General features: G+C 69.4%; 21 protein-coding genes and 1 tRNA gene. 10 read left to right on the top strand and 12 right to left on the bottom strand.

The window, feature by feature from the left end; translation table 11 throughout:
- Positions 1-100 precede the first annotated feature (100 nt).
- Positions 101-778 carry a TetR/AcrR family transcriptional regulator gene (locus tag NON19_RS26155; RefSeq protein WP_255931530.1) on the bottom strand — a complete coding sequence of 226 codons (678 nt, stop codon included), beginning with the start codon at positions 776-778 and terminating at the stop codon, positions 101-103.
- Between the two features lie 51 nt (positions 779-829).
- Complete coding sequence (locus NON19_RS26150) at positions 830-1,762, bottom strand: AurF N-oxygenase family protein (RefSeq protein ID WP_255931540.1); 933 nt, start codon at positions 1,760-1,762, stop codon at positions 830-832.
- Positions 1,763-1,951: 189 nt separating this feature from the next.
- Here NON19_RS26150 and NON19_RS26145 point away from each other — a divergent pair, with 189 nt between their 5' ends.
- Entirely contained in the window at positions 1,952-3,073 is a 1,122-nt protein-coding gene (locus tag NON19_RS26145; RefSeq protein WP_372514291.1) for a ferritin-like domain-containing protein, read from the top strand.
- Between the two features lie 40 nt (positions 3,074-3,113).
- Here NON19_RS26145 and NON19_RS26140 read toward each other — a convergent pair whose 3' ends face one another.
- Positions 3,114-3,611 (bottom strand): hypothetical protein, encoded by a 498-nt coding sequence (locus NON19_RS26140; RefSeq protein WP_255931529.1) that lies wholly within the window; start codon positions 3,609-3,611, stop codon positions 3,114-3,116.
- A 465-nt stretch (positions 3,612-4,076) separates the two neighbouring features.
- Between NON19_RS26140 and NON19_RS26135 the strand changes: the two genes are divergently transcribed.
- The 5 genes from NON19_RS26135 (at position 4,077) to NON19_RS26115 (ending at position 10,948) form a co-directional block, all read left to right on the top strand.
- Positions 4,077-6,581, top strand: a complete 2,505-nt coding sequence (locus tag NON19_RS26135) for an ATP-dependent Clp protease ATP-binding subunit (RefSeq protein WP_303654344.1) — start codon at positions 4,077-4,079, stop codon at positions 6,579-6,581.
- A complete protein-coding gene (locus NON19_RS26130) occupies positions 6,578-7,732 on the top strand; it encodes a carboxylate-amine ligase (protein ID WP_255931528.1) in 1,155 nt (384 codons plus the stop codon). The genes NON19_RS26135 and NON19_RS26130 overlap by 4 nt, the downstream gene beginning before the upstream one ends.
- A 287-nt stretch (positions 7,733-8,019) precedes the next feature.
- On the top strand, positions 8,020-9,483 hold the full coding sequence (locus NON19_RS26125) for a cellulase family glycosylhydrolase (protein WP_255931527.1): 1,464 nt from the start codon (positions 8,020-8,022) through the stop codon (positions 9,481-9,483).
- A 17-nt stretch (positions 9,484-9,500) separates the two neighbouring features.
- Positions 9,501-10,463 (top strand): FAD-dependent oxidoreductase, encoded by a 963-nt coding sequence (locus NON19_RS26120; RefSeq protein WP_255931526.1) that lies wholly within the window; start codon positions 9,501-9,503, stop codon positions 10,461-10,463.
- Positions 10,460-10,948, top strand: coding sequence for a hypothetical protein (locus NON19_RS26115; RefSeq protein ID WP_255931525.1), 489 nt, complete (start codon positions 10,460-10,462; stop codon positions 10,946-10,948). Before NON19_RS26120 ends, NON19_RS26115 begins: the two co-directional genes overlap by 4 nt.
- Here NON19_RS26115 and NON19_RS26110 read toward each other — a convergent pair.
- Together NON19_RS26110 and NON19_RS26105 are read right to left on the bottom strand one after the other, a co-directional pair.
- Positions 10,853-11,455, bottom strand: coding sequence for an AAA family ATPase (locus tag NON19_RS26110; protein ID WP_255931524.1), 603 nt, complete (start codon positions 11,453-11,455; stop codon positions 10,853-10,855). The genes NON19_RS26115 and NON19_RS26110 overlap by 96 nt on opposite strands.
- Before the next feature lie 40 nt (positions 11,456-11,495).
- Positions 11,496-11,930: a response regulator gene (locus tag NON19_RS26105; protein WP_255931523.1), complete on the bottom strand. Its 435-nt coding sequence runs from the start codon at positions 11,928-11,930 to the stop codon at positions 11,496-11,498.
- A 186-nt stretch (positions 11,931-12,116) separates the two neighbouring features.
- Between NON19_RS26105 and NON19_RS26100 the strand changes: the two genes are divergently transcribed.
- Positions 12,117-12,188 (top strand) — tRNA-Arg (locus NON19_RS26100).
- Between the two features lie 773 nt (positions 12,189-12,961).
- Here the strand turns inward: NON19_RS26100 and NON19_RS26095 are convergent.
- From NON19_RS26095 to NON19_RS26080, 4 genes are all read right to left on the bottom strand, one after another.
- Positions 12,962-13,168, bottom strand: a complete 207-nt coding sequence (locus NON19_RS26095) for a hypothetical protein (RefSeq protein ID WP_255931521.1) — start codon at positions 13,166-13,168, stop codon at positions 12,962-12,964.
- Positions 13,169-13,613: 445 nt separating this feature from the next.
- Entirely contained in the window at positions 13,614-13,928 is a 315-nt protein-coding gene (locus NON19_RS26090; protein WP_255931520.1) for a hypothetical protein, read from the bottom strand.
- A gap of 424 nt (positions 13,929-14,352) precedes the next feature.
- On the bottom strand, positions 14,353-14,538 hold the full coding sequence (locus NON19_RS26085) for a hypothetical protein (protein ID WP_255931519.1): 186 nt from the start codon (positions 14,536-14,538) through the stop codon (positions 14,353-14,355).
- 117 nt (positions 14,539-14,655) lie between these two features.
- Positions 14,656-15,120, bottom strand: a complete 465-nt coding sequence (locus tag NON19_RS26080; protein ID WP_255931518.1) for a hypothetical protein — start codon at positions 15,118-15,120, stop codon at positions 14,656-14,658.
- A gap of 54 nt (positions 15,121-15,174) precedes the next feature.
- On the opposite strand from NON19_RS26080, the gene NON19_RS26075 reads away from it, so the two are divergent.
- Positions 15,175-16,416, top strand: coding sequence for a PP2C family protein-serine/threonine phosphatase (locus tag NON19_RS26075; protein WP_255931517.1), 1,242 nt, complete (start codon positions 15,175-15,177; stop codon positions 16,414-16,416).
- 230 nt (positions 16,417-16,646) lie between these two features.
- On the opposite strand, the gene NON19_RS26070 is transcribed toward NON19_RS26075, so the two are convergent.
- The gene (locus NON19_RS26070) at positions 16,647-16,940 is read right to left on the bottom strand and encodes a hypothetical protein (protein WP_255931516.1); all 294 of its coding nucleotides are present in this window, start codon (positions 16,938-16,940) and stop codon (positions 16,647-16,649) included.
- Between the two features lie 5 nt (positions 16,941-16,945).
- Positions 16,946-17,515: a DUF5994 family protein gene (locus NON19_RS26065; protein ID WP_308213734.1), complete on the bottom strand. Its 570-nt coding sequence runs from the start codon at positions 17,513-17,515 to the stop codon at positions 16,946-16,948.
- A gap of 616 nt (positions 17,516-18,131) precedes the next feature.
- Here NON19_RS26065 and NON19_RS26060 point away from each other — a divergent pair.
- A complete protein-coding gene (locus NON19_RS26060; protein WP_255931514.1) occupies positions 18,132-18,380 on the top strand; it encodes a hypothetical protein in 249 nt (82 codons plus the stop codon).
- A 1,198-nt stretch (positions 18,381-19,578) separates the two neighbouring features.
- Here NON19_RS26060 and NON19_RS26055 read toward each other — a convergent pair.
- Positions 19,579-21,741 carry an APC family permease gene (locus tag NON19_RS26055; RefSeq protein ID WP_255931537.1) on the bottom strand — a complete coding sequence of 721 codons (2,163 nt, stop codon included), beginning with the start codon at positions 21,739-21,741 and terminating at the stop codon, positions 19,579-19,581.
- Between the two features lie 725 nt (positions 21,742-22,466).
- Between NON19_RS26055 and NON19_RS26050 the strand changes: the two genes are divergently transcribed.
- Positions 22,467-23,318, top strand: coding sequence for a slipin family protein (locus NON19_RS26050; RefSeq protein ID WP_255931513.1), 852 nt, complete (start codon positions 22,467-22,469; stop codon positions 23,316-23,318).
- Positions 23,319-23,587 lie beyond the last annotated feature (269 nt).

Raw genomic sequence — 23,587 nt, 5'->3', positions numbered from 1 at the left:
AACGGACGCTTCGCGGCTGTTCCCGCCCGCCCGTCGCCCGCCACCACCCTCAACGGACGCTTCGCGGCTGTTCCCGCCCGCCCGTCGCCCGCCACCACCCTCAACGGACGCTTCGCGGCTGTTCCCGTATGGTGGCCAGGAACGCCAGGAACTCGGAGAGGGCCCCGGCGGACTGGGGGTCGCACGCGGCGGTGGCGGTGAGCACGGCGACGAAGTGGTCGACCAGCCAGTCGCGCAGGGCCTCGGCGGGCGGTTGCCGCCCCTCGTCCAGCCAGATCAGTGAGACCGTCTCGACCGCGGCGATCCACGACCGTACGGCCATCCGCAGCATCAACCCGGGCTCCGGCACCCCGAGATGGACGAGGACCTGCTCCGCCGCGGCGCGCCGCACCTCGTCGATGATCGCGGTGGTCCGGCTGGTCTCGGTGACGCAGCCGCCGCGCACCAGGGCGGAGAACCCGGCGTCATGTTCGGCGACGAACGCCAGATAGCGGTCCAGCGCGTTGCGCAGCCGCTGGGTGGGGGTGCCCGTAGGCGGTTCGGTGAAGCAGGCGGTCAACTGCTCGGCGGCGCTGCGCAGCGCCGCCTCGTAGATCTGCTGCCGGCCGCCGGGGAAGTACCGGTAGACCAGGGGGCGGGAGGCGCCCGCGGCGGCCGCGATGTCGTCGATCGAGACCTGCTCCGGCGGCCGGTGGCTGAACAAGTCCAGTGCCGCGACGAGCAGTTGCCGCCGCCGTTCCGCGACCGGCAGCCGCCGGTAGGCCCCGCTTTCGCCCATATGCGCAGCCTATCCGGGGGGCCGCCCAGTGGCGGGGCGGGGGTCGGCGGCTCACCCCAGCAGGCCGGAGCTCACCCACAGCCTGCGGCCGGGGCCGCGCAGCACGCCGATCTCCTCCAGGAAGTCGGTGAGCCGCCCCGCCGAGCGGCGCATCACCTCACGCCGGTGCGCACTGCTGCGCGCCTGCTCCAGCGCGTACCCGGGATGGAGACCGACCGACTCGTACACCTTCGGGCTGATCAGCGACATGGCGACCACTCGCGCGGTCTCCCCGGACATCAGCCGGGTCAACCCGGCCTCCCAGCGCGGCGCGCCGGCCATCTGGCGGCGCAACTCCTCGCGGGCGTACCGCACATGGCGGGCCTCCTCCACCACATGGATCCGGGTCACCCCGCGCACCAGCGGCTGTACCCGCTCGTCGGGGAAGGTCTGGCGCTGCATCCAGTCCAGGATCTCCTCGACCAACAGCGTCGCGGTGAACGAACCGGGCGTGGTGGAGACGGACTTCATCAACCGGGCGAGGTTGTGGTGCAGTCTGCTCGGCCGGTAGACGGGTGTGCCGTACTTCCTCACCAGCCGGGCGAACATCATGGAGTGGCGGCACTCGTCGGCGGTCTCGGTGAGCGCGTACCGGACATGGCGGCTGGTCGGGTCGATGTCGTATATGTGCCGCATCAGCAGCTGCATCAAGATGACCTCGAACCAGATGCCCACGCAGGCCAGTGAGGCCGACTCGTGTTTGCTCAGCTCGATCCGCTGCTCCTCGGACATCCGCCGCCAAAGCGGCGTTTCGTACAGCGAGCACAGTTCCGGCGGCCAGAACCACTTGCCGTCCTCGAACGGAGCGTCCCAGTCCAGCTCCCGGTCCGGGTCGAAGGAGTGTCTGGCGGACGCCTCCAGCAGCCGCTCGGCCACCTGCTCACGCTCCTTGAGCAGCCCGATCCCGTCGTGTCGGCCATTGGTCGTTCCCTGTGTCACGGTCATCTCGCTGCCATCCCTGGCGAGTTGGGCTCGGGTGTTACCGGTGGTCACTTCCTTATGAGACGTGTTGTCAGCAAGGCCGTCAATACCTCTCGCCGAAGTTGTTGACCCCCTGGTAACCCGCATGTGACGCTGCCCGGGAGCACAACCGTCCCGCGAAGGGGAGTCCCGCAAGGGGGAGGAGAGACGCCGGTGTCCACTCACGAGCTGTACGCCCAGCGCCCTGGTCGATCCGGTGCCGACGCCCCCACCGACTGGTCCGTCCAGTCCACCGGGCAGGCCCGCTTCACCTGGGAGTACGACGACGGGCGGGAGCGGCTGCTGGCCCTGTACCAGAAGGGCAAGGACAAGCAGTGGGACGGCGCCAAGCGCATCGACTGGGACCTTGAGGTCGATCCGTACGACCCGCTGGGTGTCCCGGATCAGAACATGACGCTCTATGGCACCCCGTACTGGGACAAGATGAACGAACGGGACCGGCGGGAGCTGCGCCGTCACTACGCCTCATGGCAGTTCAGCCAGTTCCTGCACGGCGAGCAGGGCGCGATGGTCTGCGCGGCCCGCATCGTGGAGTCCGCCCCCGACCTCGACGCGAAGTTCTACTCCGCCACCCAGACCATGGACGAGGCCCGGCACGCCGAGATCTACGCCCGCTTCCTCCATGAGAAGGTCGGGCTGCTGTACCCCATCAACGACAACCTCCAGTCCCTGCTGGGCGACACGCTGCGCGACTCGCGCTGGGACATGCCGTACCTGGGAATGCAGGTGCTCATCGAAGGGCTGGCGCTGGCCGCCTTCGGAATGCTGCGCGACACCACGGACAAGCCACTGCCCAAGCAGATCCTCGCCTATGTCATGCAGGACGAGGCGCGCCATGTCGCCTTCGGCAGAATGGCGTTGCGTGACTACTACAAGCAGCTCACCGACGCGGAACTGCGCGAGCGCGAGGAATTCGTGATCGAGGGCTGCTACCTGATGCGCGACCGGCTGCGCGGTGCCGAGGTCCTGGAGAACTTCGGCATTCCCGCGAAGGACGCCGACGAGCTGAGCGAGCAGTCGGAATACCTGGCGCTGTTCCGCAAGTTGCTGTTCAGCCGGATCGTCCCGTGCGTCAAGGACATCGGCCTGTGGGGCGAACGCCTGCAACGCGCCTATGTGGACATGGGCGTCTTCGACCTCGGCGACTCCAACCTCGACCTGCTGATGGCCCAGGACGAGGAGATCGCCGAAAAACTCGACGCGGAACGTTTCGCCGCCGAGGAGGCGGCCCGCACCGAGGAGGTCGCCCAGGCGATCCGCGAGGGCGCCTCCTGAAGGGGGCGCGAGGCTTGCGCGTGGGACTTTCGAAAAGGGCTCAGAGTTTGACCCGTACCTCGTCCCGGACCGTGCTCACCTCGCCCGCGAAGGCGTTCAGGTCGATGGAGCCGGGGCTGACCGTCAGGTTCGCGGCAGCCATCCGCATCACGACCGCGACCGTGCCGGAGTCGGCCCACGCGCACACCGGTGTCGGCAGGTCGCGCACGCCCACGTGGGTGGTGAGCACCTCGCGGGACACCGGTTCGGTGGACCCGGCCGGGGTGATCACCTTCGGCGGTACGGCGACACCGGTCACGATGCCGTCGCTCCGGGTGCCGTCCATGACGTGCTGGCGCACCGTGTCGGGATCGTCGATCGTCCCGTAGACGCCCGAGACGATCAACTGGTCCGTGCCCCCGGCCGCCGACTGGTAGGCGCCCCCGGAACCGTGCAGATCGTGCCCGCCGTCACCGTCCCGGACCGGCAGCCTGCTGTCCAGTTTCTGTGAAATGTCCTGCTGCAGCGTGTACTTGCCGTCCTCCAGCGACGACGGCACCGACAGCCGGTACTCCGCCCGCGTCCCCGTCGCGCCACCAGCAGACCGGCGCCGCCCAGGGCGAAGAACGCGATGGCGCCGACCACCACGGCGATCACCTTGCCGGTGCTGCGCTGCGGCGGCAACGGCGGCGGTACCGCCCAACCGGCCTGCGGCGGCTGGGCGTAGGGCGGGTAGTGCCCCTGCGGATAGGGCTGCTGGTACGGGTGCTGGACGTACGGCGGCTGCTGCCCGTACGGCTGCTGCGGTGGTGGCGTGCTCACGGTGACAGGTCCCCCCTGCGACGGATGACGAGCGCATCCTCTCGCACCGCCGCGGTGGCCCGACCAGGCCCCCCGGGGCATGGCGAGTGCCCGCCTAGCGGGCCGCGGCGCGCCGGGTGAGACTGGGAGTCGTACGTGCGCACGACGTGCTCCAGTGCGGCTCGCCGCGCCTTCCGCCGCAGGGCCGAAGGAGATGAAGCCCATGCTGCCAGGTACCCCTCGCGACCCGGGCCGCGACCAGTTCCCCGATCCCTTCGACCTGCTGGGCAGATTCCTCGGATTGAGCCCGCAGTCCGCGCCGCCCGCCATGGAACGGGTACCGATCGGACGGCTGCTCAGCGACTCCGCCCGGGAACTGCTGGCCTCGGCGGTACGGCGGGCCGAGCAGGACGGCAGCGCCGACCTGGACACCGACCACCTGCTGTGGGCGGCGACCCAGGTCGAACCCTCCCGTACCACGCTGGCCAGGGCGGGCGCCGACCCCGACCGGCTGGGTGCCGAACTGGCTGAGGCGCTGCCCACCGGGACGCTCGCCGAGGGCGGGCGGCCGCAGCTCACCCCGGCCGCCAAACGCACTCTGATCACCGCCCACGCCCTCGCCCAGACCGGCGGCGCCTCCTACATCGGGCCACAGCACATCCTCAGCGCCCTGGTGGAGCAGCCGGACAGCGCCGCGGCCCAGGCCCTGGCCAGCCACGCCCGCACCCCCGGAGCGCTGCGCGCCGCGGGGGAGACCACTGGCCGCGCCGCCAGCAGGACCCCGACCCTGGACGAGTACGGGCGCGACCTCACCGAGGAGGCGCGGGCGGGCCGCCTCGACCCGGTGGTCGGCCGGGCCGACGAGATCGAACAGACCGTGGAAGTCCTCTCCCGCCGGGCCAAGAACAACCCGGTGCTGATCGGCGAGCCCGGCGTCGGCAAGACCGCCATCGTCGAGGGCCTGGCCCAGCGGATCGTGGGCGGCGACGTACCCGAGTCGCTCGCCGACCAGCGGGTCGTCCAGCTCGACCTGGTCGGCATGGTCGCGGGCTCGAAGTACCGCGGCGAGTTCGAGGAGCGGATCAAGAAGGTGCTGGACGAGGTCAAGTCCACCGAGGGCGGCCTGATCCTGTTCGTGGACGAGCTGCACACCGTGGTCGGCGCGGGCGGCGGCGAGGGCGCGATGGACGCGGGCAACATCCTCAAGCCCGCGCTGGCCCGCGGCGAACTCCACCTGGTGGGCGCCACCACCATCGACGAGTACCGCAGGTACGTGGAGAAGGACCCGGCGCTGGAGCGCCGCTTCCAGCCGGTGCTGATCCGCGAGCCCACCGTCGAGGAGACCGTGCAGATACTGGAGGGGCTGCGGGACGCGTACGAGGCCCACCACCAGGTGCGGTTCTACGACGACGCGCTGGTCGCCGCGGCCGAGCTGTCCGACCGCTACATCGCCGACCGGTTCCTGCCCGACAAGGCCATCGACCTGGTCGACCAGGCGGGCGCCCGGGTCCGGTTGCGCTCCTTGGGCCGCAGCACCGAGTCGGTGGCCGCCGAGGACCGGCTGACCAGGCTGCGCCGCGAGAAGGAAGAGGCGGTGGCCGACGAGGCGTACGCCCGCGCCGAGGAGCTGAAGGCGGAGATCGCCCGGGCCGAGGAGGAACTGGCCCGGATCGGCGAGCGGCGCGAGGGCGTGGCCGCCGTCACCGCCGACGACATCGCCGCCATCGTCTCCACCCGCACCGGCATCCCGGTGGACAAGCTCACCGCCAGCGAGCGGGAGCGGCTGCTGAAGCTGGAGGAGGCGCTGCACGCCCGGGTGGTCGGCCAGGACGAGGCGGTCACCGCGGTCTGCGAGGCGGTGCGCCGCAGCCGCACGGGCCTGGGTGACCCGAATCGGCCGGTGGGCTCGTTCCTGTTCCTGGGGCCCACCGGGGTCGGCAAGACCGAACTGGCCAAGGCGCTGGCCGAGTTGCTGTTCGGCGACGAGGACCGGCTGATCCGCTTCGACATGAGCGAGTACCAGGAGCGGCACACCGTAAGCCGCCTGGTCGGCGCCCCGCCCGGCTACGTCGGCCACGAGGAGGCCGGTCAGCTCACCGAGGCGGTGCGCCGCAAGCCGTACAGCGTGCTGCTGTTCGACGAGGTGGAGAAGGCCCATCCGGACGTGTTCAACCTGCTCCTTCAGGTGCTGGACGACGGGCGGTTGACCGACGCCCAGGGCCGTACCGTCGACTTCCGCAACACCGTGGTCACCATGACCAGCAACATCGGCGCGCGCCGCATCCAGGACATGGCCGAGCGGCCCGTCGCCGAGATCCGCCAAGCCATCGAGCCGGAGCTGCGCGGCCAGTTCCGGCCGGAGTTCCTCAACCGGATAGACGAGACCATCGTCTTCCACCCGCTCAGCCGGGGCCATCTGTCGGTCATCGTGGAGCTTTTGCTGGAGCGCAGCCGCCGACGGCTGCGCGCCCAGGAACTGGAGCTGGAGCTGACCGAAGAGGCCAAGCAGTGGCTGGCCAACACCGGCTACCAGCCGGAGTTCGGCGCCCGTCCGCTGCGCCGGGTCATCCAGACCGAACTGGACAACCGGATCGCCTCGTTGCTGCTGTCCGGTGCCGCGGAAGCCGGGGACACGGTGGTGGTGGACGTGGTCGACGGCACCCTCAGCTGCGCGGTCCGCCACCCCGAGCAGACCGGGCAGGCGAGTTCCATGAAGCAGACGTCATGACCCTCACCGAACGGCAGGCGCTGATGACAGAACCCGGGTTCCGCCCGTCCGCGAAGCCGCTGATGGGCGTGGAAGAGGAGTACCTGGTGGTGGACCCCGCGACGCGCGCCGTCGCCACCGGCTCGGCGATGGTGGTGAAACGGGCCGCGGTGGACCTGGGGGACGCCGTCACCCCGGAGATGGGCCTGGTCCAGGTGGAGACGCGGACCCCGCCGTGCGCCGAACAGGCCGACCTCCTGCGGCACTTGAGGAAGAACCGGGCGGTGGTCGCGGCGGCGGCCGCCACGGAGGGCCTCGGCGCGGTCGCCACCGCGACGGCCGTGCTCAGCGGCGCGATACCGCAGCAGATCACCCAGAACCGCCGCTACCGGGCGCAGTTGGAGACGTACCGCGCGCTGGTGGACGAGCAGGTGCTGTGCGCCAGCCAGGTGCACACCTGCGTCCCGGACCGGGAGCAGGCGGTACTGGTCAGCAACCATCTGCGGCCCTGGATACCGGCGTTGATCGCGCTGTCCGCCAACTCCCCGTTCCACGAGGGCCGCGACACCCGGTACGCGAGCTGGCGCTGGCCGCACTGGCAGCGCTGGCCGGTGTCCGGTCCGCCGCCGTACTTCCGCTCGCTGCGTGAGCACGACGACCTGGTGGACGCCCTGCAGGATGCCGGGGCGCTGGCCGACCGGCGGACCGTCTTCTGGGACGTCAGGCTCTCCACCCGTTACCCGACCCTGGAGGTACGCGCCTGCGACGTGCCGGTGACCGCCGAGGAGAGCGCACTGCTCGCCGCCGTGATCAGGGCGCTGGTGGTCACCGCGGTACGCGCCGTGGAGCGCGGCGACCCCGGTCCCGACCTGCCCGCCGCGCTGCTGCGCGCCGCCTGCTGGCGGGCGGCGCGCGACGAACTGGCGGCCGCCGGTGTGGATCCGCGCACCGGGCGGGCCACCGCGCCGGGCACCTTGGCGGACGCCCTGCTGCGGCACATCCGTCCGGCGCTGGAGGAACTCGGCGACGAACAGACGGTGACCGAAGCGCTGCGGCGACTGCGCGCGGTCGGCCCGGGCGCGGTACGGCAGCGCGCCGCGTACACCCGCCGCGGACGGCTGACCGACGTGGTGGACTACCTGCTGGCCCAAACCCCGACCGGAACGCTGTAGGCGCCCCGAAGGGGCGCGGGGCTGTGTTCATGTGCGGCTCCGCCGCGCGGGCGCGACCAGCCACAACGACGCGGCGGACGAACGACGGCCCATCGCCGCACCCTCAGCGAACTGCGAGGCGGTATCTCGGCCCGGGCGCATCCGGGGGGTGCTGCCGCGCCCGGACCGAGTCCCCTCAACCTACTACACGGCTGTAGACGACAGAGGGGAGGCGGAGTGAAGGACGGGCAAAGTCCCTGTGTTCACCACCTTGTCGGGAGCATGATTCGCCGCCATGCTCATGGGCCATGCGGCTGGGGCTGGTTCGAACCGTCGTGGCGTGCGTGGCGGCGTTATGTGTGCTGGGCGCGGCCGCGCCCGCCGACGCGCCCGGGGCGACCACGGCGCCCGTGGGCACCGTGACCACGCACGGCCACACCTACCTGGCCGACGCCCGCGGCCGGGCCTTGCAACTCCACGGCCTCAACCTGGGAAAGACCGAAACCGTCACCGAGTCCGCCGTGGCCGGGCTCGCCGCCAGCGGCTTCGACCTCGTGCGCCTGGACATCCAGTGGAGCCGCGTGGAACCACGCAGGGGCCGCTACGACACCGCGTACCTGCGCTATCTCGACCACGTCCTGAGCTGGGCCGACCGCTACCACGTCCTGGTACTGGCCGACTGGCACCAGGACGTCTACGGCCCCCGGTTCGGCGGCGACGGCCTGCCGCGCTGGGCCACCCGTACCGACGGCCTGCCGTTCCACCACGATCCCGCCGACTGGTTCGCCGACTACTTCCAGCCCGCCGTCCAGGCCGCCTTCCGGCACCTGTACGACGACCAGGACCTGCGCGCCGCCCAGTCGGCCGCGTACCGGACGGTGGCCGAAGCGCTGCGCGGGCACCGTTCACTGCTCGGGTACGACCTGTTCAACGAGCCGAGCGGGCCGTTCCGCGGCGACCCCACCGACCCCACGGTGCAACTCGCCGCCTCCGCCGCGCTGGAGCGCGGACGGCTCGCCGCGATGTACCGCAGGGCGATCGCCGCGATCCGCACCGTGGACCAGCGAGCCTGGCTGTTCGTCGAGCCGACCGTCCTGGTCGGCGAGGGCGTACCGACCCGGCTGCCCGGCTTCACCGACCCGCGCGGCGGACCCTCCCGCCTCGGCTACGCCCCGCACTACTACGACACCGCGGTGGAGTCCGGCGCCGACTGGAACCCCGGGGACGGCTTCATCACCCGGTACGAGTCCGCCATCACCCGCTACCCGGCCGCCCACCACCTCCCGGTGCTGGTCGGCGAGTGGGGCCCGCCGTCCGCCACCACCGTCGGCAACGCCCGGCTGGTGGCCCAACAGGTCGCGTCCATGCGGCGGTTCGCGACCGGCTGGACCATGTGGTACGACTGCCGCGCCGCACACGGCGTCGGCTACTGCGCGTACGACTCAGACGGCCGCCCCGCCCCCGGCAAACACCCCGCGTTCTGGCCGTACGCGGCGGCGGTGGCCGGTACCCCGGACACCGAGTCGTACGACCCGGCACACCGCACGTACCGCCTGACGGCGACCCTGCGCCGGACCACCGGCCGACCGGAAACCGACATCGTCCTTCCACCCGTCGCCTTCCCGCACGGCGTGTGTGTCACCGTCTCCACCCGATCGGTGGTACTCATCGAACAGCCCACCCGCCAACACCCCGGCCTGGCAAGGGTGTTGCCGTTGCACGCCCGCCCGGGCGAGCGGGTGACGACCGACGTGTCCGACCAGACCGACTGAGAGGCAGCGCCCGAGGAATGTCACCCGAATCATGCGATGCGATCGTGATCGGCGGCGGGGTCATCGGACTGACCACGGCCATCCGGCTCGCCGAGTCCGGCGCGCGGGTACGGGTGTGGAGCCGCGACCCGGTGGACCGCACCACCTCCGCGATCGCCGGGGCGCTGTGGGAGCCGTACCGCATCGAGCCGCGGGAACGCGTCGCCGCCTGGTCACGCCGCACCTTCGAGGTGCTGGGCGAACTCGCGGAGCGCCCGGAGAAGACCGGCGTCCGGCTGGTACCGGGCGTCCAGGCCCTGGAGGGCGACCTTCCGCTGCCGTACTGGGCGGACACCGTCCGCGAGCTGCGGCGGGCCGAGCCGGATGAACTGCCGCCCGGCTACACATCGGGCTTCCGCGCCCGCCTCCCGCTGGTCGACATGCCCACGCATCTGCGCTACCTCTCGCGGCGCCTGGTCGCGGCGGGCGGCACGCTGGAACACCGCACGGCCACCAGTCTCGGCCAGGCCGCCGAGCACGCCCCGCGGATCGTCAACTGCACCGGCCTGGCGGCCCGCGACCTCGTCCCCGACCCGCGGGTGCGCCCGGTCCAGGGCCAACTGGTGGTCGTGGAGAACCCGGGCGTGACCGAGTGGTTCGTGCGCGCGGGCGAGGAGGGCGCGGAAGCGGTCTACCTCTTCCCGCAGCCGTACGGCCTGCTGCTGGGCGGCACGGCCCACGACGGGGTGTGGGACACCACCCCCGATCCCGCGGTGGCCAAGGGCATCATCGACCGCTGTGCCGCGGTCGACCCCCGGGTCGCCACCGCCCGGGTCCTGGAGCACCGCGCGGGCCTGCGCCCGGTGCGTGACGAAGTGCGCCTGGAGCGCGAGGAGTTGCCCGGCGGCGCGGTGTGCGTCCACAACTACGGCCACGGAGGCGCGGGCATCACCGTCTGCTGGGGCTGTGCGGAAGAGGCTGCGGAGGCGGTGCGCAAGTGAGGACCTCGCTCAACGCCGCGCAGCGCGCGGCCACCGCGATCGTGCTGGCCCTGGGGTTCCTGGCGCTGATGGTGTTCCTCAGCGTCACCGCCTGGAAGACGGCGAACACCGATCTGTCGACCTTGACCCGGGACCTGTCCATCGTGGCGACGGCACTGTTCGGAGCGGTGATCAACCCCACCAGCAAGCGGACACAAGGCAGTTGGCGGGACTTCGAGACATGGGTGTGGGTCGCGTTGACCGTGGCGGGCCTGGCGGGGGTGGTCGTCACCGGGGTCGCGGTCACGGTGCACGGAAGCCATCCCAACAGCGTGCCCGCCCTGACGGCGGCGGTGCTGGCGTTCGCGGGGCTGTTCGTGGACACCTCCAGACTGGCCCACCCGGTGGCCTCAGCCGAACCGGATGTGCCGAACCTTGACGGCGTTCCGGCGCAGCCGTCCGCGCAGCGGCCCGTCGGTGTCGGGAGCGATGGGCAGCCCGGCTGACCTGGCGATACGGTCGGCCACCTGCGGAACCGTCAGCGCGTCCGTGTGGATGTGCTCGGCGAACTCCTCGCCGCGCAGCCGCTCCAGGCACTCGTCGAGCCGCCGCACCGCGAAGCTCTCCCATTTGATCCCGCGGCCCCAACCACGCTCCCTCAGCCGCCGCAGCACGGTCTGCCGCTCGGCGAGCAACGCGAAGTGCCGCACGTCATGCCCGTCCGCCCGCAACCGCCCGACGATCTCCGTGAAGTAGCGCGGCTCGACCAGCGTCATCGGCGCGATGACCGGCCCGTCATGTCGGCGCAGCACCAGGTCCAACACCTCGCGCACCCCGCGCCGCCAGCTCACCAGATCCTGGAAGTCCCCCCGCATCCCGTCCGGCATCATCCGGTGCAACCCGAACCCCACATGCTCCGGATCGCACACCACACCCCCCGCCAACCGCCGCCGCAGCTCATAGGCGGTCTGCGTCTTCCCGCCACCGAACGGTCCGTTGATCCACAGCAACATGGGGCGAGGGTACGCCGGGGCCGGTCGGCGGGTGCGGAGGTTACGAGCAGCGCGGGCTGGACGCCGGAAGTCCCTCCGGCTGCTCGGGGGCGGCCACGGGACCGGCGTGCATCAGCCGCCGTACCAGTCGCACCAACTCGGCGGGCTCGAACGGCTTGGCGAGGAAGGCATCGACCGCGGCCCGCTCCCCGCCCTCGATCTCCGGCCGACTGCACGCACTGACGATCGCGATCCGCAGGTGCCGGGTGCGTGGATCCGCCCGCAGCAGCGCGGCGGCCCGCAGTCCGTCCATCCGCGGCATGACCATGTCCAAGGTGACCACATCGGGCCGCACCTGCCGCACGATGTCCAGGCACTCCGCACCATCAGCCGCGGTCACGACCTCGAAGCCCTCCAGTTCGAGGTTGACCCTGATCAGCTGTCGGATGACCTTGTTGTCGTCGACAACAAGAACCCGCCCGGACGCGCCCTGCACATCTGAAGCCTAGGCGCGCACCACCGGTTGCGTCCGCGTTTTACCCACTTCTTCCCCGTGCGAGGGAGCTTTCCCCGTGGCCGGGACACCCCCGCGGACCATGCGGTAGGCCGGTGAAAACCCTGTACACGCCCACCCTCCGGAAGCTGGTAGGGTTCTACCCGTCGCCGAAACAACGGCCGACAAGCCCCCGTAGCTCAGGGGATAGAGCAACGGCCTCCGGAGCCGTGTGCGCAGGTTCGAATCCTGCCGGGGGCACTCCGGACTAAGACCCTGACCTGCAGGAATGCAGATCAGGGCTTCTTGCGTTCATGCCAAAACGCACACGGTCTATTGACCGTTGCTCTTTCGAGCCGCGCGGCGTCCCCGACGCTAGGTCTGACCCCTTCTGCTGACATATAACTGCAGGTCAAGGGTCCTTCGTTAACGCTCGTTGGCCGTACTCACGGCCAAATATACCGACGCACCTCAGGCCGGGGAACCCAGCATCGTAGACTCCCGAAAACCGCGTGCGACCTGCCTGAATGTGGCTGACGCCACACGGAAATGCAAACGGTCTGGTGGGTCGTTACCGTTCGGCCTGACACTACCGAGCCGGTTCAGGTGGCTGATCGTCGCCGCCGGCGTGACGGCACCGGCCCCTGCGCCCTCGGTGCATGCCGCCCATGGTGAAGCGTGGGTCAGCTGTCCACAGCTGTGGATGCGTCGCGGGTGCGCGACGAGGCGGCCTAGAGGCAATACCAGTGACATAGGCCGTTCGACCGTCTCACCTGCGGAAGCACTGTCCTCCGGCGGTCCCGGCAGCCGCAAAGTCACTGGCCTCTGGCATTACACCTAGCCCCGCCATGTCGAGCGATCACACGGTGGCTCCCGCGGCGGGTGGGGCGGGACCAGCGCCCGCCCCACCCTTGACGAGGCAGGGGCCGCCGTGCAGCGGCACACCGACGTTGCGCCGGTCTCAGCCGTGATGCCCTCCGCGCACCGCCAGTAGCACCAGCCCTCGGAGTCGCTGTGCGGGTGAGTGTGGTCGGTCACTCCTCCTCCTGAGGGCATGGATCGATCAGGTCGGCGGCCTCACGCATGCCACGCGGGAAATCGGCGGTGCCGCCGTTCACGCCTGTTGCGGCGCCCCGGATCTCCTCCGCCAGCTCGTGGGCGTAGTCACGCAGCAGTCGCTCAGCGGTGGGCGTGCTGATGGACTTCGTCAGCCACTTGTGGAGCTCGTCGTGGGCGGTCACTTTGCCTCCATGGCATACGGGTCGATGTCATCGGCTACACCGAGGGTCGAATACTCGGACAGATACCGTGCCTAGTTCTCCTCCGCCAGCGCATGAGCATGTTCCGCCAGGACTGGTCATTGCCTCGGTGGGTCATGACCGCCTGGTCCGCAGCGCCGCCCGCTGCACCGTCACCGTCTGTCGGGGTCTGCAGGTCGAAAATCCCCGGCCTGGGCCACACCGCCCAACTCGCCGACCTGCGCGCATCCCTGTGTGTTGGCAGGCATCGAGGCAGTCGGGAAACTTCGTCCTGGCGTGCGGAGCCGTCAACGCGGTGCGGTATTGGCCTCGCTGATGTGCCGCCTTGATCAGCGTATGGACGATGTCAGCGGCCAGGTCTGGGTGCCCTTCGATCAGGCCGCGTCGTAACCGTGGGTGGCGAAGATCCAGGCGGTGTACAGGCGGTTCAAGTCAGGGGGTCCGGGGCGAGCAAGAGCGGGCGGAAGGCTTCCATAGGGAAGCCTGCCAACGCGTCGGCGCTGAACAGCGGCTCGTCCACGGCTTCCGGCAATCGCTGGCGGGCCTTCCGGGTGGCTGTCCGGTGGTGGTGCGCCACGGCGAGTACGACGATCACCGTGCAGGTCGCGCCACCGACCAGAGCACTGCTGACCAGCGGTACGTACCGGGCTCGGGCAATGACGAGCGCGACACCTTCCAAGACGATCAGGAGAAGAGCTCCCAGGACGCCGTCCTCAGTCTGTGGGCGCGCTGGCACTTTCATATCGAAGCCCCCTTCAGCTTCCTTTCCCAATATGGGCCCGGACGCCATGCACGATCAAAGGACACCCGGCCCTCTTCAGGCCAGGGCATGCTCCGGTACTGCGCTGCGCTCCGGGCGGCAGGGTCCAGCGGACGGCATGGACAGCAGGGTTAAGCCATACGAGGGTGAGGACTCGTCCCAGCCGTGCGGTGGCGGGGCCGGTGATGGCGACGGTTGCCTCAAGGGCCGCCGCCCCGGTGTCTGTGTCATGGGAGCGCAGGCTCACCAGTTCCACGCGGGGCATCGGGGGCCTGGGTGAGCAACGCGCGCACGCGAGTCTGCCCACGGTCCTCCCAGACGGTGTGCACCGCCGCGCGTAGCGAAATCGGCGGGGTTCGGTCCACCAGTTGTTCGACGTCGCCCAGCAGTAGGCGGGGCAGCACGGTCACGGCGCACCTCCTATAGTCGCGACGGGGTAGGTGGTGGTCGGCAGCGGGCCGTCGAGGCCGCGGTGGACATAGCGCCACAGGTCGCGACCGGTGAACCCGGCTGCTTCCAATGCCGGGCGGTTGCGTACCGGCAGGCCCTCCATCCCAAGGGTGAGCGCGGAGGCGAACTCGAACGCGTGCACGGTGCGTGGCCCAAGCTGGTCGAGGGCGCGGCCGACCAGCGTCTCGGCGACCGTCTGGTCTTCCTCCTCGGCGTGCAGCCACAGGATCAGCCCGGCCCCGTCCCGGGGGCGCGTCGCCTAGGAGACGACTCCCCGCACTCGCCCGTTCGGATCGTGCACGACATCGGTGCGGGGCGTGTCCAGTTCGGCCCACCAGTCGCCGTCCACCGGCGAGTGTCCGGCCAGCGCCTGGTCGAGCATCCCGGGCGTCGCCTGCGGCTGCCCAGGCAGCCGGTCGCCCTCCACCAGGGCGAGCACCGCGTCCTGGTCAGCGACCGAGTACGGCCGCACGGCCAGGGGTTCCGCTGGACGGGCGGGGGTGATCGCCACGGTGGCACCTTTCCTTGTGGGACGTCTGCTCCAGCCTCCTGCGCGAGCCTGCGGGCACCAACTACCCGCCCGGTGGGTGCGTCCGTCCAGGGCGCACGGCCGCTCGTTCGGGTGCACCGACTGCCGGATGACCACGACCAGTACCAGGGCCACGTCGGCATTGAAGGCGTGCGCGCCAGCGGGGATGAGCACCGCCACGGCGAGCGGAGCCACCCCCGCATGTGTGCGGTTCGCGGGATGGAGGGGCACGTGATGGTATGAGGGGTTATGGCGGAGGGTGCGCGGAAACCCGGTAAAGTCGCGGTTGATCGGTCCGAAGGGTTCGGTGAGCGGCTGCTGGGTCTGCTGCTGGATCGCGCTCACGAGCTGCCTCCGCAATTGATCGCTCCGCTGATCGCGGAGGAAGTGGGCAAGATCGGCGGCCGTGACGTGTCGGTGCTCCTGCAGGACTACGAACAGCTGACGCTGGTGCCGCTGCCCGGCAGGCGGCTCGTGGCCGGTGAGCCCGAACCGATTGACGACTCCCACGCCGGGAGGGCATTCCTGGGCGCGGCTGTGGTCGAGGTACCGCAGGCCGACGGCGTTCGGATGTACCTGCCGCTGTTGGACGGCAGCGACCAGGTGGGGGTGCTGGCCCTCACCGTGGACACCCTGGATGACGACGACCGGCGGCTGCTGCGGCGGCTCACGCGTCTGGTCGCGGACCTGCTGGTCACCAAGGGCAGTTACACCGACCAGTTCCTCCAGGCCCGGCGTTGTGGCGAGATGAGCGTGGCCGCGGAGATCCAGTGGTCACTGCTGCCGCCGCTGAGGTTGTCCGTCCCGCAGGTCGAGGTGGCGGGGATCCTGGAGCCCGCTTACAAGGTCGCGGGCGACAGTTTCGACTACGCACTCAACGACGACGTCCTGCACGTTGCCGTGATCGACGCGATGGGCCACGGCCTGGGCGCTGCTGTGATGGCGACGGCTGCCATTGGTGCCTACCGCCACTCCAGGCGCGCCGATGTCGGTCTGTCCGAGATCTACGCGTTCATGGACCAGGTCATCGCGGAGCAGTTCGGGCCCGAGCACTTCGTCACCGCGCAGATGATGCGCCTGAACACCGCGACCGGACACTTGCAGTGGGTGAACGCCGGCCACCCGGCTCCACTGCTGATCCGGAACCACGATGTCATCCGGGTGCTGGAGAGCCGGACGACCTTGCCGGTCGGCTTCGGTGGTGAGGAGCCCCGCGTCAGCGAGCAGATGCTGCAGCCCGGCGATCGGGTGCTGTGCTTCACCGACGGTCTCATCGAAGAGCACGAGGTCGGTGGGGAGCAGTTCGGTCTGGAACAATTGGTCGACGTCGTCATGCGCGTCGGGCGTGCGGAGACAGGGGTGCGCGCGATGGTTCGTACGCTGTCCCACATGCTAAAGCAGGAGCGGGGCGGGATCACCAGCGACGACGCGACGGTCTTCCTCATCGAGTGGCGGGGCGGCACCGCCGACCACCTGGCGATCGTGCCCTAGGACCACCACTTGGCGCTGGCCACGGGCTTCCGATTTCCCGGTGAGCGCACGGGAGAGAACAAGACGATCAAGGGCGAACTCCGCCAAGGAGCGTCACCTCACCCGACCTTCCGGCACTTGCGCGTCCTCGGGCCGGACGGAGTCGGTACCGGAGTCGGTGTGCTTTTACAGGTGACCGACGGCAACGCAGGACGTGGCTTACCGGCGCAGGCGCCCGCGGGTAAGCGGGCTCACGCATTCTGGCGCCGGGCGCGCACCATGCGGCGTCGCGGGCGCAGCCGCCCTCGGCCGCCGTCACGGTGGTCGCGGCGCGTGTCGCGGGCGGGCGGAGTGCCGACGAGCCCGGGATGCTGCGCGGTCGGAGCCATCGGCTTGGCGGGTGTCCGGCCGCGGCGCCCCATTCGGAAGCGGCTGTAGGGGTAGACGGCGACGCGCTCGTCGTGCTGAACGTTGAGTAGATGAATCAGGATCCCTCCCGCGGCGATCATCGCGAGAATGACCGCCACGGTGACGATGGTCCCCATCACTCTCACACCCCTACGGCCTGGCGCGGAAAGCCTGTCGGCGTCCCAGGGAGTTCGGGAGAGGTTGCCAGGAGTCCGCCTTCGGACTCCCACTCTTCTTCCAGGGTGCGGTCGATCTCTGCGGCGTTCCGAGCCGCTTCCTGCGCCATGAGTCCGGTGGCGGTGAGCGTGTTGTGCGGGTCGGCTGCGGCGGACATCAGCCGGGCGGCCGCGGTCACACCGGTCTGCGGCGGGACCACCAGCAGGTCCCTTCGGCCGACGTCCTCGCAGATGAGCAGCAGCTTGTGCGGGTCCTGCTCGGCGATGAACCAACCTACCTTCACCACATGCCCGCCCACGGACACCTTCCGCGGGATGACCGGCCAGAGATGAGGGTTGACTGTGACGCGGGTGATTCGCCCCCAGAGGCGGTCCAACGCCTCTGTCAGAGCGGGGAGTTCGCGTGTGAGGTCGCGGGAGTGGGGCCACCAGGCGCCGTCGAGGAGGCCGAGGGCGGCGTTCGCCGGGGTCAGGGACACTCGGGCCGGTGGCGGGAAGAGGCGCTCGTTTGTTGCCGACGTGTGGTCGGTGGTCATGGTCATGATGCAGACCTGCCCCCGGGCGTATTCCAGTGCCCGGGATTTTTGTGCGCCGAGAGCGACACCGACACGGAAGTCGATATACGAAATGATCCCGGTATTCCTTAAGGTTACTCCGACCGGAGGCCGGACGGGTCCATCGACGGGGCTCGGTTTTCTCCGCACTCACCGATTTCGGCTCGGACCGTCGTGCTTTCCAGGTTTCGCCACCGTTCTTCTGGCTATCTCGTCAGGTCGGCGGCTGGCGCGTGTCGTTGCGACATTTCAGGCGATGAACGTATCCACCGCTGCACAATTCATGATTTTCTCTACCTGTCGGTCGTTCCGTGACTTTGGCGTGCACCTGGGATGTTCGACCGTATCGACGTGATGATCAAAGGATATGCCGCCGGTAGGCGGCTGCCCGTCGATGCCGGTCGACGCCCCGGGGCGACGAGTGGCCTGTGATCCGGTTCGGCAGACGGACGGACCCACCACTCCGACGCCTCAGCGGCGTAACGTGGGTGCTGCCGACCTGCGCGAAAGCAGGCACATCGCACCCTTTCCAGTCGGTCACGCCACTTCGGCATGCCCGTGGCGAGCGCGAACCACAAGATGGCCCTAACGTTGAAACATGGGCGTTTTTATCAAATTGGTCGAGAACCGCACACCCAAGGAGTACGCGGACGAGCCTGCGACAGACATCGTCTTCACCGATATCACCGAAGGCGAGTCGGCGGTCACCTACCAGTACGACGTACTCCCCAGTGGGGCACTGAGGATCCTGCGGGTGCCACAGGGAGCGGGGCCCATCGTCAACTCGGTCCTCGCACCAGGTCTTTGGTTCCGGGTCGAGGGCCTCTGGCACGGCACCACACTGTGACGGCAGCCGCTCCCCCACCACGCCTCATCGTTGGCTCTCGTGGTGTGCGTAGCTGGTGCGCCGGCCTGACGAAGTACCCACGGATCCGACAACGGGCGGCGGACGGACCGAGCACCCCCCGGAGAGGCCGCGCTTGAGACCGATAAACTCCTTTAAATCGTATGATTACCTGGCAAAGTGGACATCTTCTGCGGTAAGTTTGGCGTGGGTCGAGCACTCTCACGTGTGACGGCCCGAAAGGGGCGGCCCCGATGCGTACACGCACCGGGGCCGTTTTCCGTTCGCTTCGGTCTGGTGTTCGTACCCAGTGGTGACACGAGTCGTGATGCCGGCGGCAACCAGACCCATCGCGCCCCGCGCCTTGCCCCGTGGCCGGGAGAGGAGCTTCGCTGTTCAGTCGGCCTCGGCTTCGAACCTCGGAGGTGAAGGCGAACTTCCCCCCGGGTGGGCGTGAGGGGTCCACGGTGAGCTGGGCGTAGACGTTGGCGACGGTGTGCGTGGTGTCCTGCTCGGTCAGGAAACTCCGCGCGATGACATCGGCCACGCGCGAGGCGGGAAGGGACTCACCGCGCAGCAAGACCTGCACCGGGCTGGTTCCGGGTCGCGGCTTCGCGTGGTCGAGCGAGGGGTCCGCGGCTCGGGAGGCTTCCACAATGAACCACCTGATCGGATCCTGGTCTGCTTGCGCGCCCTCTCCGGCTTCGGTGAAGGCGGCCAACACAACATCCCGGACTGCTTGCCGAGCGGCCTCCGGGGCTTCGTCGTTGAAGTGGACCGAGATGTAGGCCGAGGCATGATCGGACATGGCTGACTCCTGGCAGTGCGCCCTGGCCTCCATGGTCCTCCTTGGACGGGTGTTCTGTCACGACGGGCTGAGCGCGCCTCCTCGCGGGTGCCACGGGCAAGCGGGGGTGGGGCGCCGTGGGCAGGCGCCGCGAAACCGCGCCTGGCGGTGGATTTCGCGGTCGGGGCCCGCTGCATGAGCCATGGGTGAGCGGGCGGCGCAGCCCGGTGGCAGGGGTTCTCGCCTGCGCCGGTCCGGGTGGCACGGATGTCGTGACGCGAGTCGGCAAGGGCGACGTCGGCCTGGGTCGCGCGGGCCGCAGCTACCAGACACCTGGCACCGGGGCGGCCGTAGAACGCCAGGGGTGACGTGACCGCTTCCCTACACCCGCGTCGGACGGGGGCAGCCTCTCCTCTACACGTGGAAGGGGACGGTCGTGACGACGATCTTCGGCAGGGGCCGGAGTGCGCGGCGCAGGCGTGCGGCGATGTGGTTGTGCAGGACACGGTGCCACCAGTGCCGTACGACGATCTCCGGGAGGATGACCGTCAGGGTGACATCGGGGCGTTGGCGGTGCAAGGACTCGATGTAGTTGACGAGTGGTACGACGATCGCCCGGTACGGGGAGAGGATGGCTTCCAGCGGTAGGTGGTCGCCCCACAGGCGCCAGTATGCGCGGAAGCGTTCGGCCTCGTCCTCGTCGGGGCTGACGTGGAGCGCGAGGACGGGCTGCTGGAGCGAGGCCGCGTAGGCGAGCGCGCGCATACCGGCAAGGTCCAACGCAGCGACCGGCACGACCACCAGGTGCTGGACCTCCTCCGGGGTCTCCTCCGCTTCCGCCTCGCTCTCCCCTGCCTGCGAAGCGGCCCGAGCCGCCTGCTGCTCGCCGATCCGCAGGGCCAGTGTCTGCTGGGGCACCTCGATGGCGTGGGGATGCAGCGCGACAGCCTTGGCGACCCTGGCGTAGTGGTGCCGGATCCGCATCGTGACAAGGATGAACAACGCGACGGCGAGGATGGCGACCCACGCTCCGGCGGTGAACTTGGTGATGCCGGCGGTGATGAAGACGATCGCCGAGAGCAAGCCTCCGGTGGCGTTGAAGAACAGGCTCTTGCGCCAGTGGCGGTCGCGCAGACGCCACCAGTGGACCACCATTCCGGCCTGCGACATCGTGAAGGCCAGGAAAACGCCGACGGCGAACAGCGGGATCAGAGGTTCGGTCTTGCCGCCGAACGCAACGTAGACGACGGCTGCCGCCGCCGAGAGCACGATGATGCCGTTGCTGAAGGCGAGGCGGTCACCCAGCCGCAGGAAGATCCGCGGTGCGTGGTGGTCGCGGGCCAGGAGGAACAGGACGCGGGGGAAATCGTTGTAGGCGGTGTTCGCCGCGAGCAGCAGGATCGCCGCCGTCGCCGCTTGCGTGAAGACATACATCAAGCCGGTGCCGAAGCTGCGGTGGGCGAGCTGGGAGAGCACGGTCTCGGTGGTGTTGGGGACGACGCCGTCGAGCTGGACCATGGCGATCGTGCCTGCGAACAAGGCGATGAGCAGGCCGACCATCCAGGTCAGTGTGGTTCGGGCGTTGCGCCATTCGACGGGTGTGAAGGCCGGTACGGCGTTGGAGATCGCCTCGATGCCGGTCATGGCCGTCGATCCGGAGGCGAAGGCGCGGAGCACCAGAAGCACGCTGATCCCCTCCGTGGCGGTCAGGTGCGGGGTGGGTGTGGGGTGGAAGCCGCGGCCTGCGGCGTCGTACAGGCCGACGGCCACGAGGGCGAAGACCGCGATGATGAACGCGTACGTGGGTGCGGCGAACAGTGCGCCTGCCTGGCGTACGCCGCGCAGGTTTCCTGCGAGCAGTACGGCGATCACTGCGCCTCCGATCGGGACGGTGTCTGGGACCAGGGACGGAACCGCCGAGGTGATCGCCGCGATGCCCGAGGCGATCGAGACGGCGACCGTCAGGATGTAGTCGGTCATCAGCCCGGCGGCGGCCACCAGTCCGGGGACGCGGCCGAGGTTGTCGCTGGCCACGATGTACGACCCGCCGCCGTGCGGGTACGCACGGATCGTCTGGCGGTAGGACACGCCGACGGCAAGCATCAGGAAGACGATGGTCGCTGCGACGGGGGGTGAGTAGCGCAGCCCGGCGGTGCCGCCGAGGACGAGGATGGCGAGCATCGCCTCGGGACCGTAGGCGACCGACGAGAGCGCGTCGGCGGAGAGCACCGGCAACGCCACCAACTTGCGCATCCGCTCGTGGGCGATCGCCGTGCTCTTCAGCGGAGCCCCGAGCACGACGCGACGCACGTTGTAGCCGACGCGCCCAGGCAACGACGCCGGGATCTCGGCCTCACCGGCCGCTTCGACGGCGGGCGGCCGACCACCGGGCGGGGTGATGGGCACGAAGCGGCCGAAGCGGGCCGGCCGAATCTCCCCAGGAGCGGGGTAACTCCCGAGGTCGGGATCCACAGGCAACGCACGCCGCCACAACCCAGGATCGCCGGACACCCGATCCCACTCCCGTCCGACGCGTCGCAGAACCCGAAGTTGCTCCTCATCCAGTGTCGGCAGCATGGCGGACGGGCCCGGCGCACCGACGTCCCGCTCTCCGCTGTTTCGACTCAGGTTCGGATCCGTGCCCGGCATACCACTCAGTGTCACTCCCGGGTCCGGCTCCGACCGCCAGGCCCGCCGATCGCGGACTCGACCCATACGCACCTCGGCCTTCTTGACCAGCGCCCGACGGTGGTCCCGATCGCAATCACCACGTGGGGCTACCGTGCACTGTGAACACGTCGGAGATCGGGCCCCAGAGGTGGGGCGCCTACTCCTCCGCGAAGCCGCACAGCGGCTACAGAGAGGTCAGCGGCCAGGACAACGATGCGGCCACCAGACGCGCCACCGGCCTTCGAGAGGCGTGGTCGGGAGAGGAGAACCGCCCGACGCCGAGACACCGGTCGCGGGGGGCCAGCGGGTTTCTTCACGCGCATGGATGGGCACCGCAGTCACGGCGCTCGCCCATCTGCTGGCGGGGACTGTACCGGCGGATGCCGGTCAGACTTGGAATGTCGACTACGGTGCGCTTGGGACCATTCGGCGCCTGAAAAACGAGCAATGCTTGTTATAAAAACCACCGTCCCCGAACCTATCGGGGCCAACCACCCCGGCACGTAACAGACGTAGCATCAGGGCCACGCAAAACGGGCCCGGCGAGCGGAGCGCTCAGTACCCCTCCTCCGCCGACGCATTTTCAGGGCCTCGTGCGGAACGATGCGGCCCTCATCCTGAGGAGCAACGCCATGGGAGTTCTGATCTTCCTTGTGGTTATCGTCGCACTTCTCGTCCTGCTGGTACTCGCCATGGCCGTGAAGGTCGTCAGGCAGTTCGAGAAAGGAGTGCTGTTCCGGTTCGGCCGGCTCGTAGGAGCACGTTCCCCCGGGCTGCGGTTCATCATCCCGGTCGTCGATGTCCTGCACCGGGTGTCACTGCGGATCGTCACGATGCCGATCCAGTCCCAGGGCATCATCACCCGGGACAACGTCAGTGTCGACGTCTCGGCGGTCGCCTACTTCCGGGTTGTCGACGCCGTGAAGTCAGTCATCGCGATCGAGAATGTCCATGCGGCGACCAACCAGATCGCACAGACCACGCTGCGCAAGGTCGTCGGCCCGCACACGCTGGACGAGACGCTGTCGGAGACGGACCGTATCAACCTGGGCATCCGCGAGATTCTCGATGGTACGACCGCCGAATGGGGCGTCGAGGTCACCTTGGTCGAACTGAAGGACATCCAGCTACCCGACAGTATGAAGCGCGCGATGGCCCGCCAGGCAGAGGCGGAGCGGGAGAAGAGCGCCAAGATCATCAATGCCGAAGGGGAATCGCTCGCCGCCGCAGCCCTCGGCGCCGCCTCGGACACGATGATGGCCCACCCACTCGCACTGCAGCTCCGCAATCTTCAGAGCCTGGTGGAGATCGGCTTGGACAAGAACACCACCGTCGTCTTCCCGGCCCCCCTCATGAGCACCATCGGCGAACTCGGATCCTTCCTCGCCCAGGAAACGGCCGCAGCCGCATCCCCGCAAAAGCCCGCCGACATCACCAAAGCCGGCCCCGGCCCCGCACCGCCCGGAGCAGGGGAATCCGGGTAGGGCCTACTCCCCTTCATCGCCGAGGCGCGAACGAGCGGGGTGGAGGGCTGGCCGTTCCGAGCCCCGCCTACGTTGCCCACGGCGAACCGTCCTTCCGGACCATTTCCACCAGCGTCCTGGACCTGGCCGCTCCGATACGAAATCGCTTGCGCAAGGTCTCGGCCGAGATGGGCCGTTGATACATCTCCCAGTGCGCGCATCTTCCTGACGGACACGTTCAAGAAGATCATCTTCCAGGGTGTGTGCTGCTCGTATTCCTCATACCGCTC

The sequence above is a fragment of the Streptantibioticus rubrisoli genome (assembly GCF_024436055.1).
Taxonomy (GTDB): Bacteria; Actinomycetota; Actinomycetes; order Streptomycetales; family Streptomycetaceae; genus Streptantibioticus_A; species Streptantibioticus_A rubrisoli.
The sequence above is the reverse complement of the archived record's forward strand: the minus strand, read 5'-3'. Positions and strand labels throughout refer to the sequence as shown.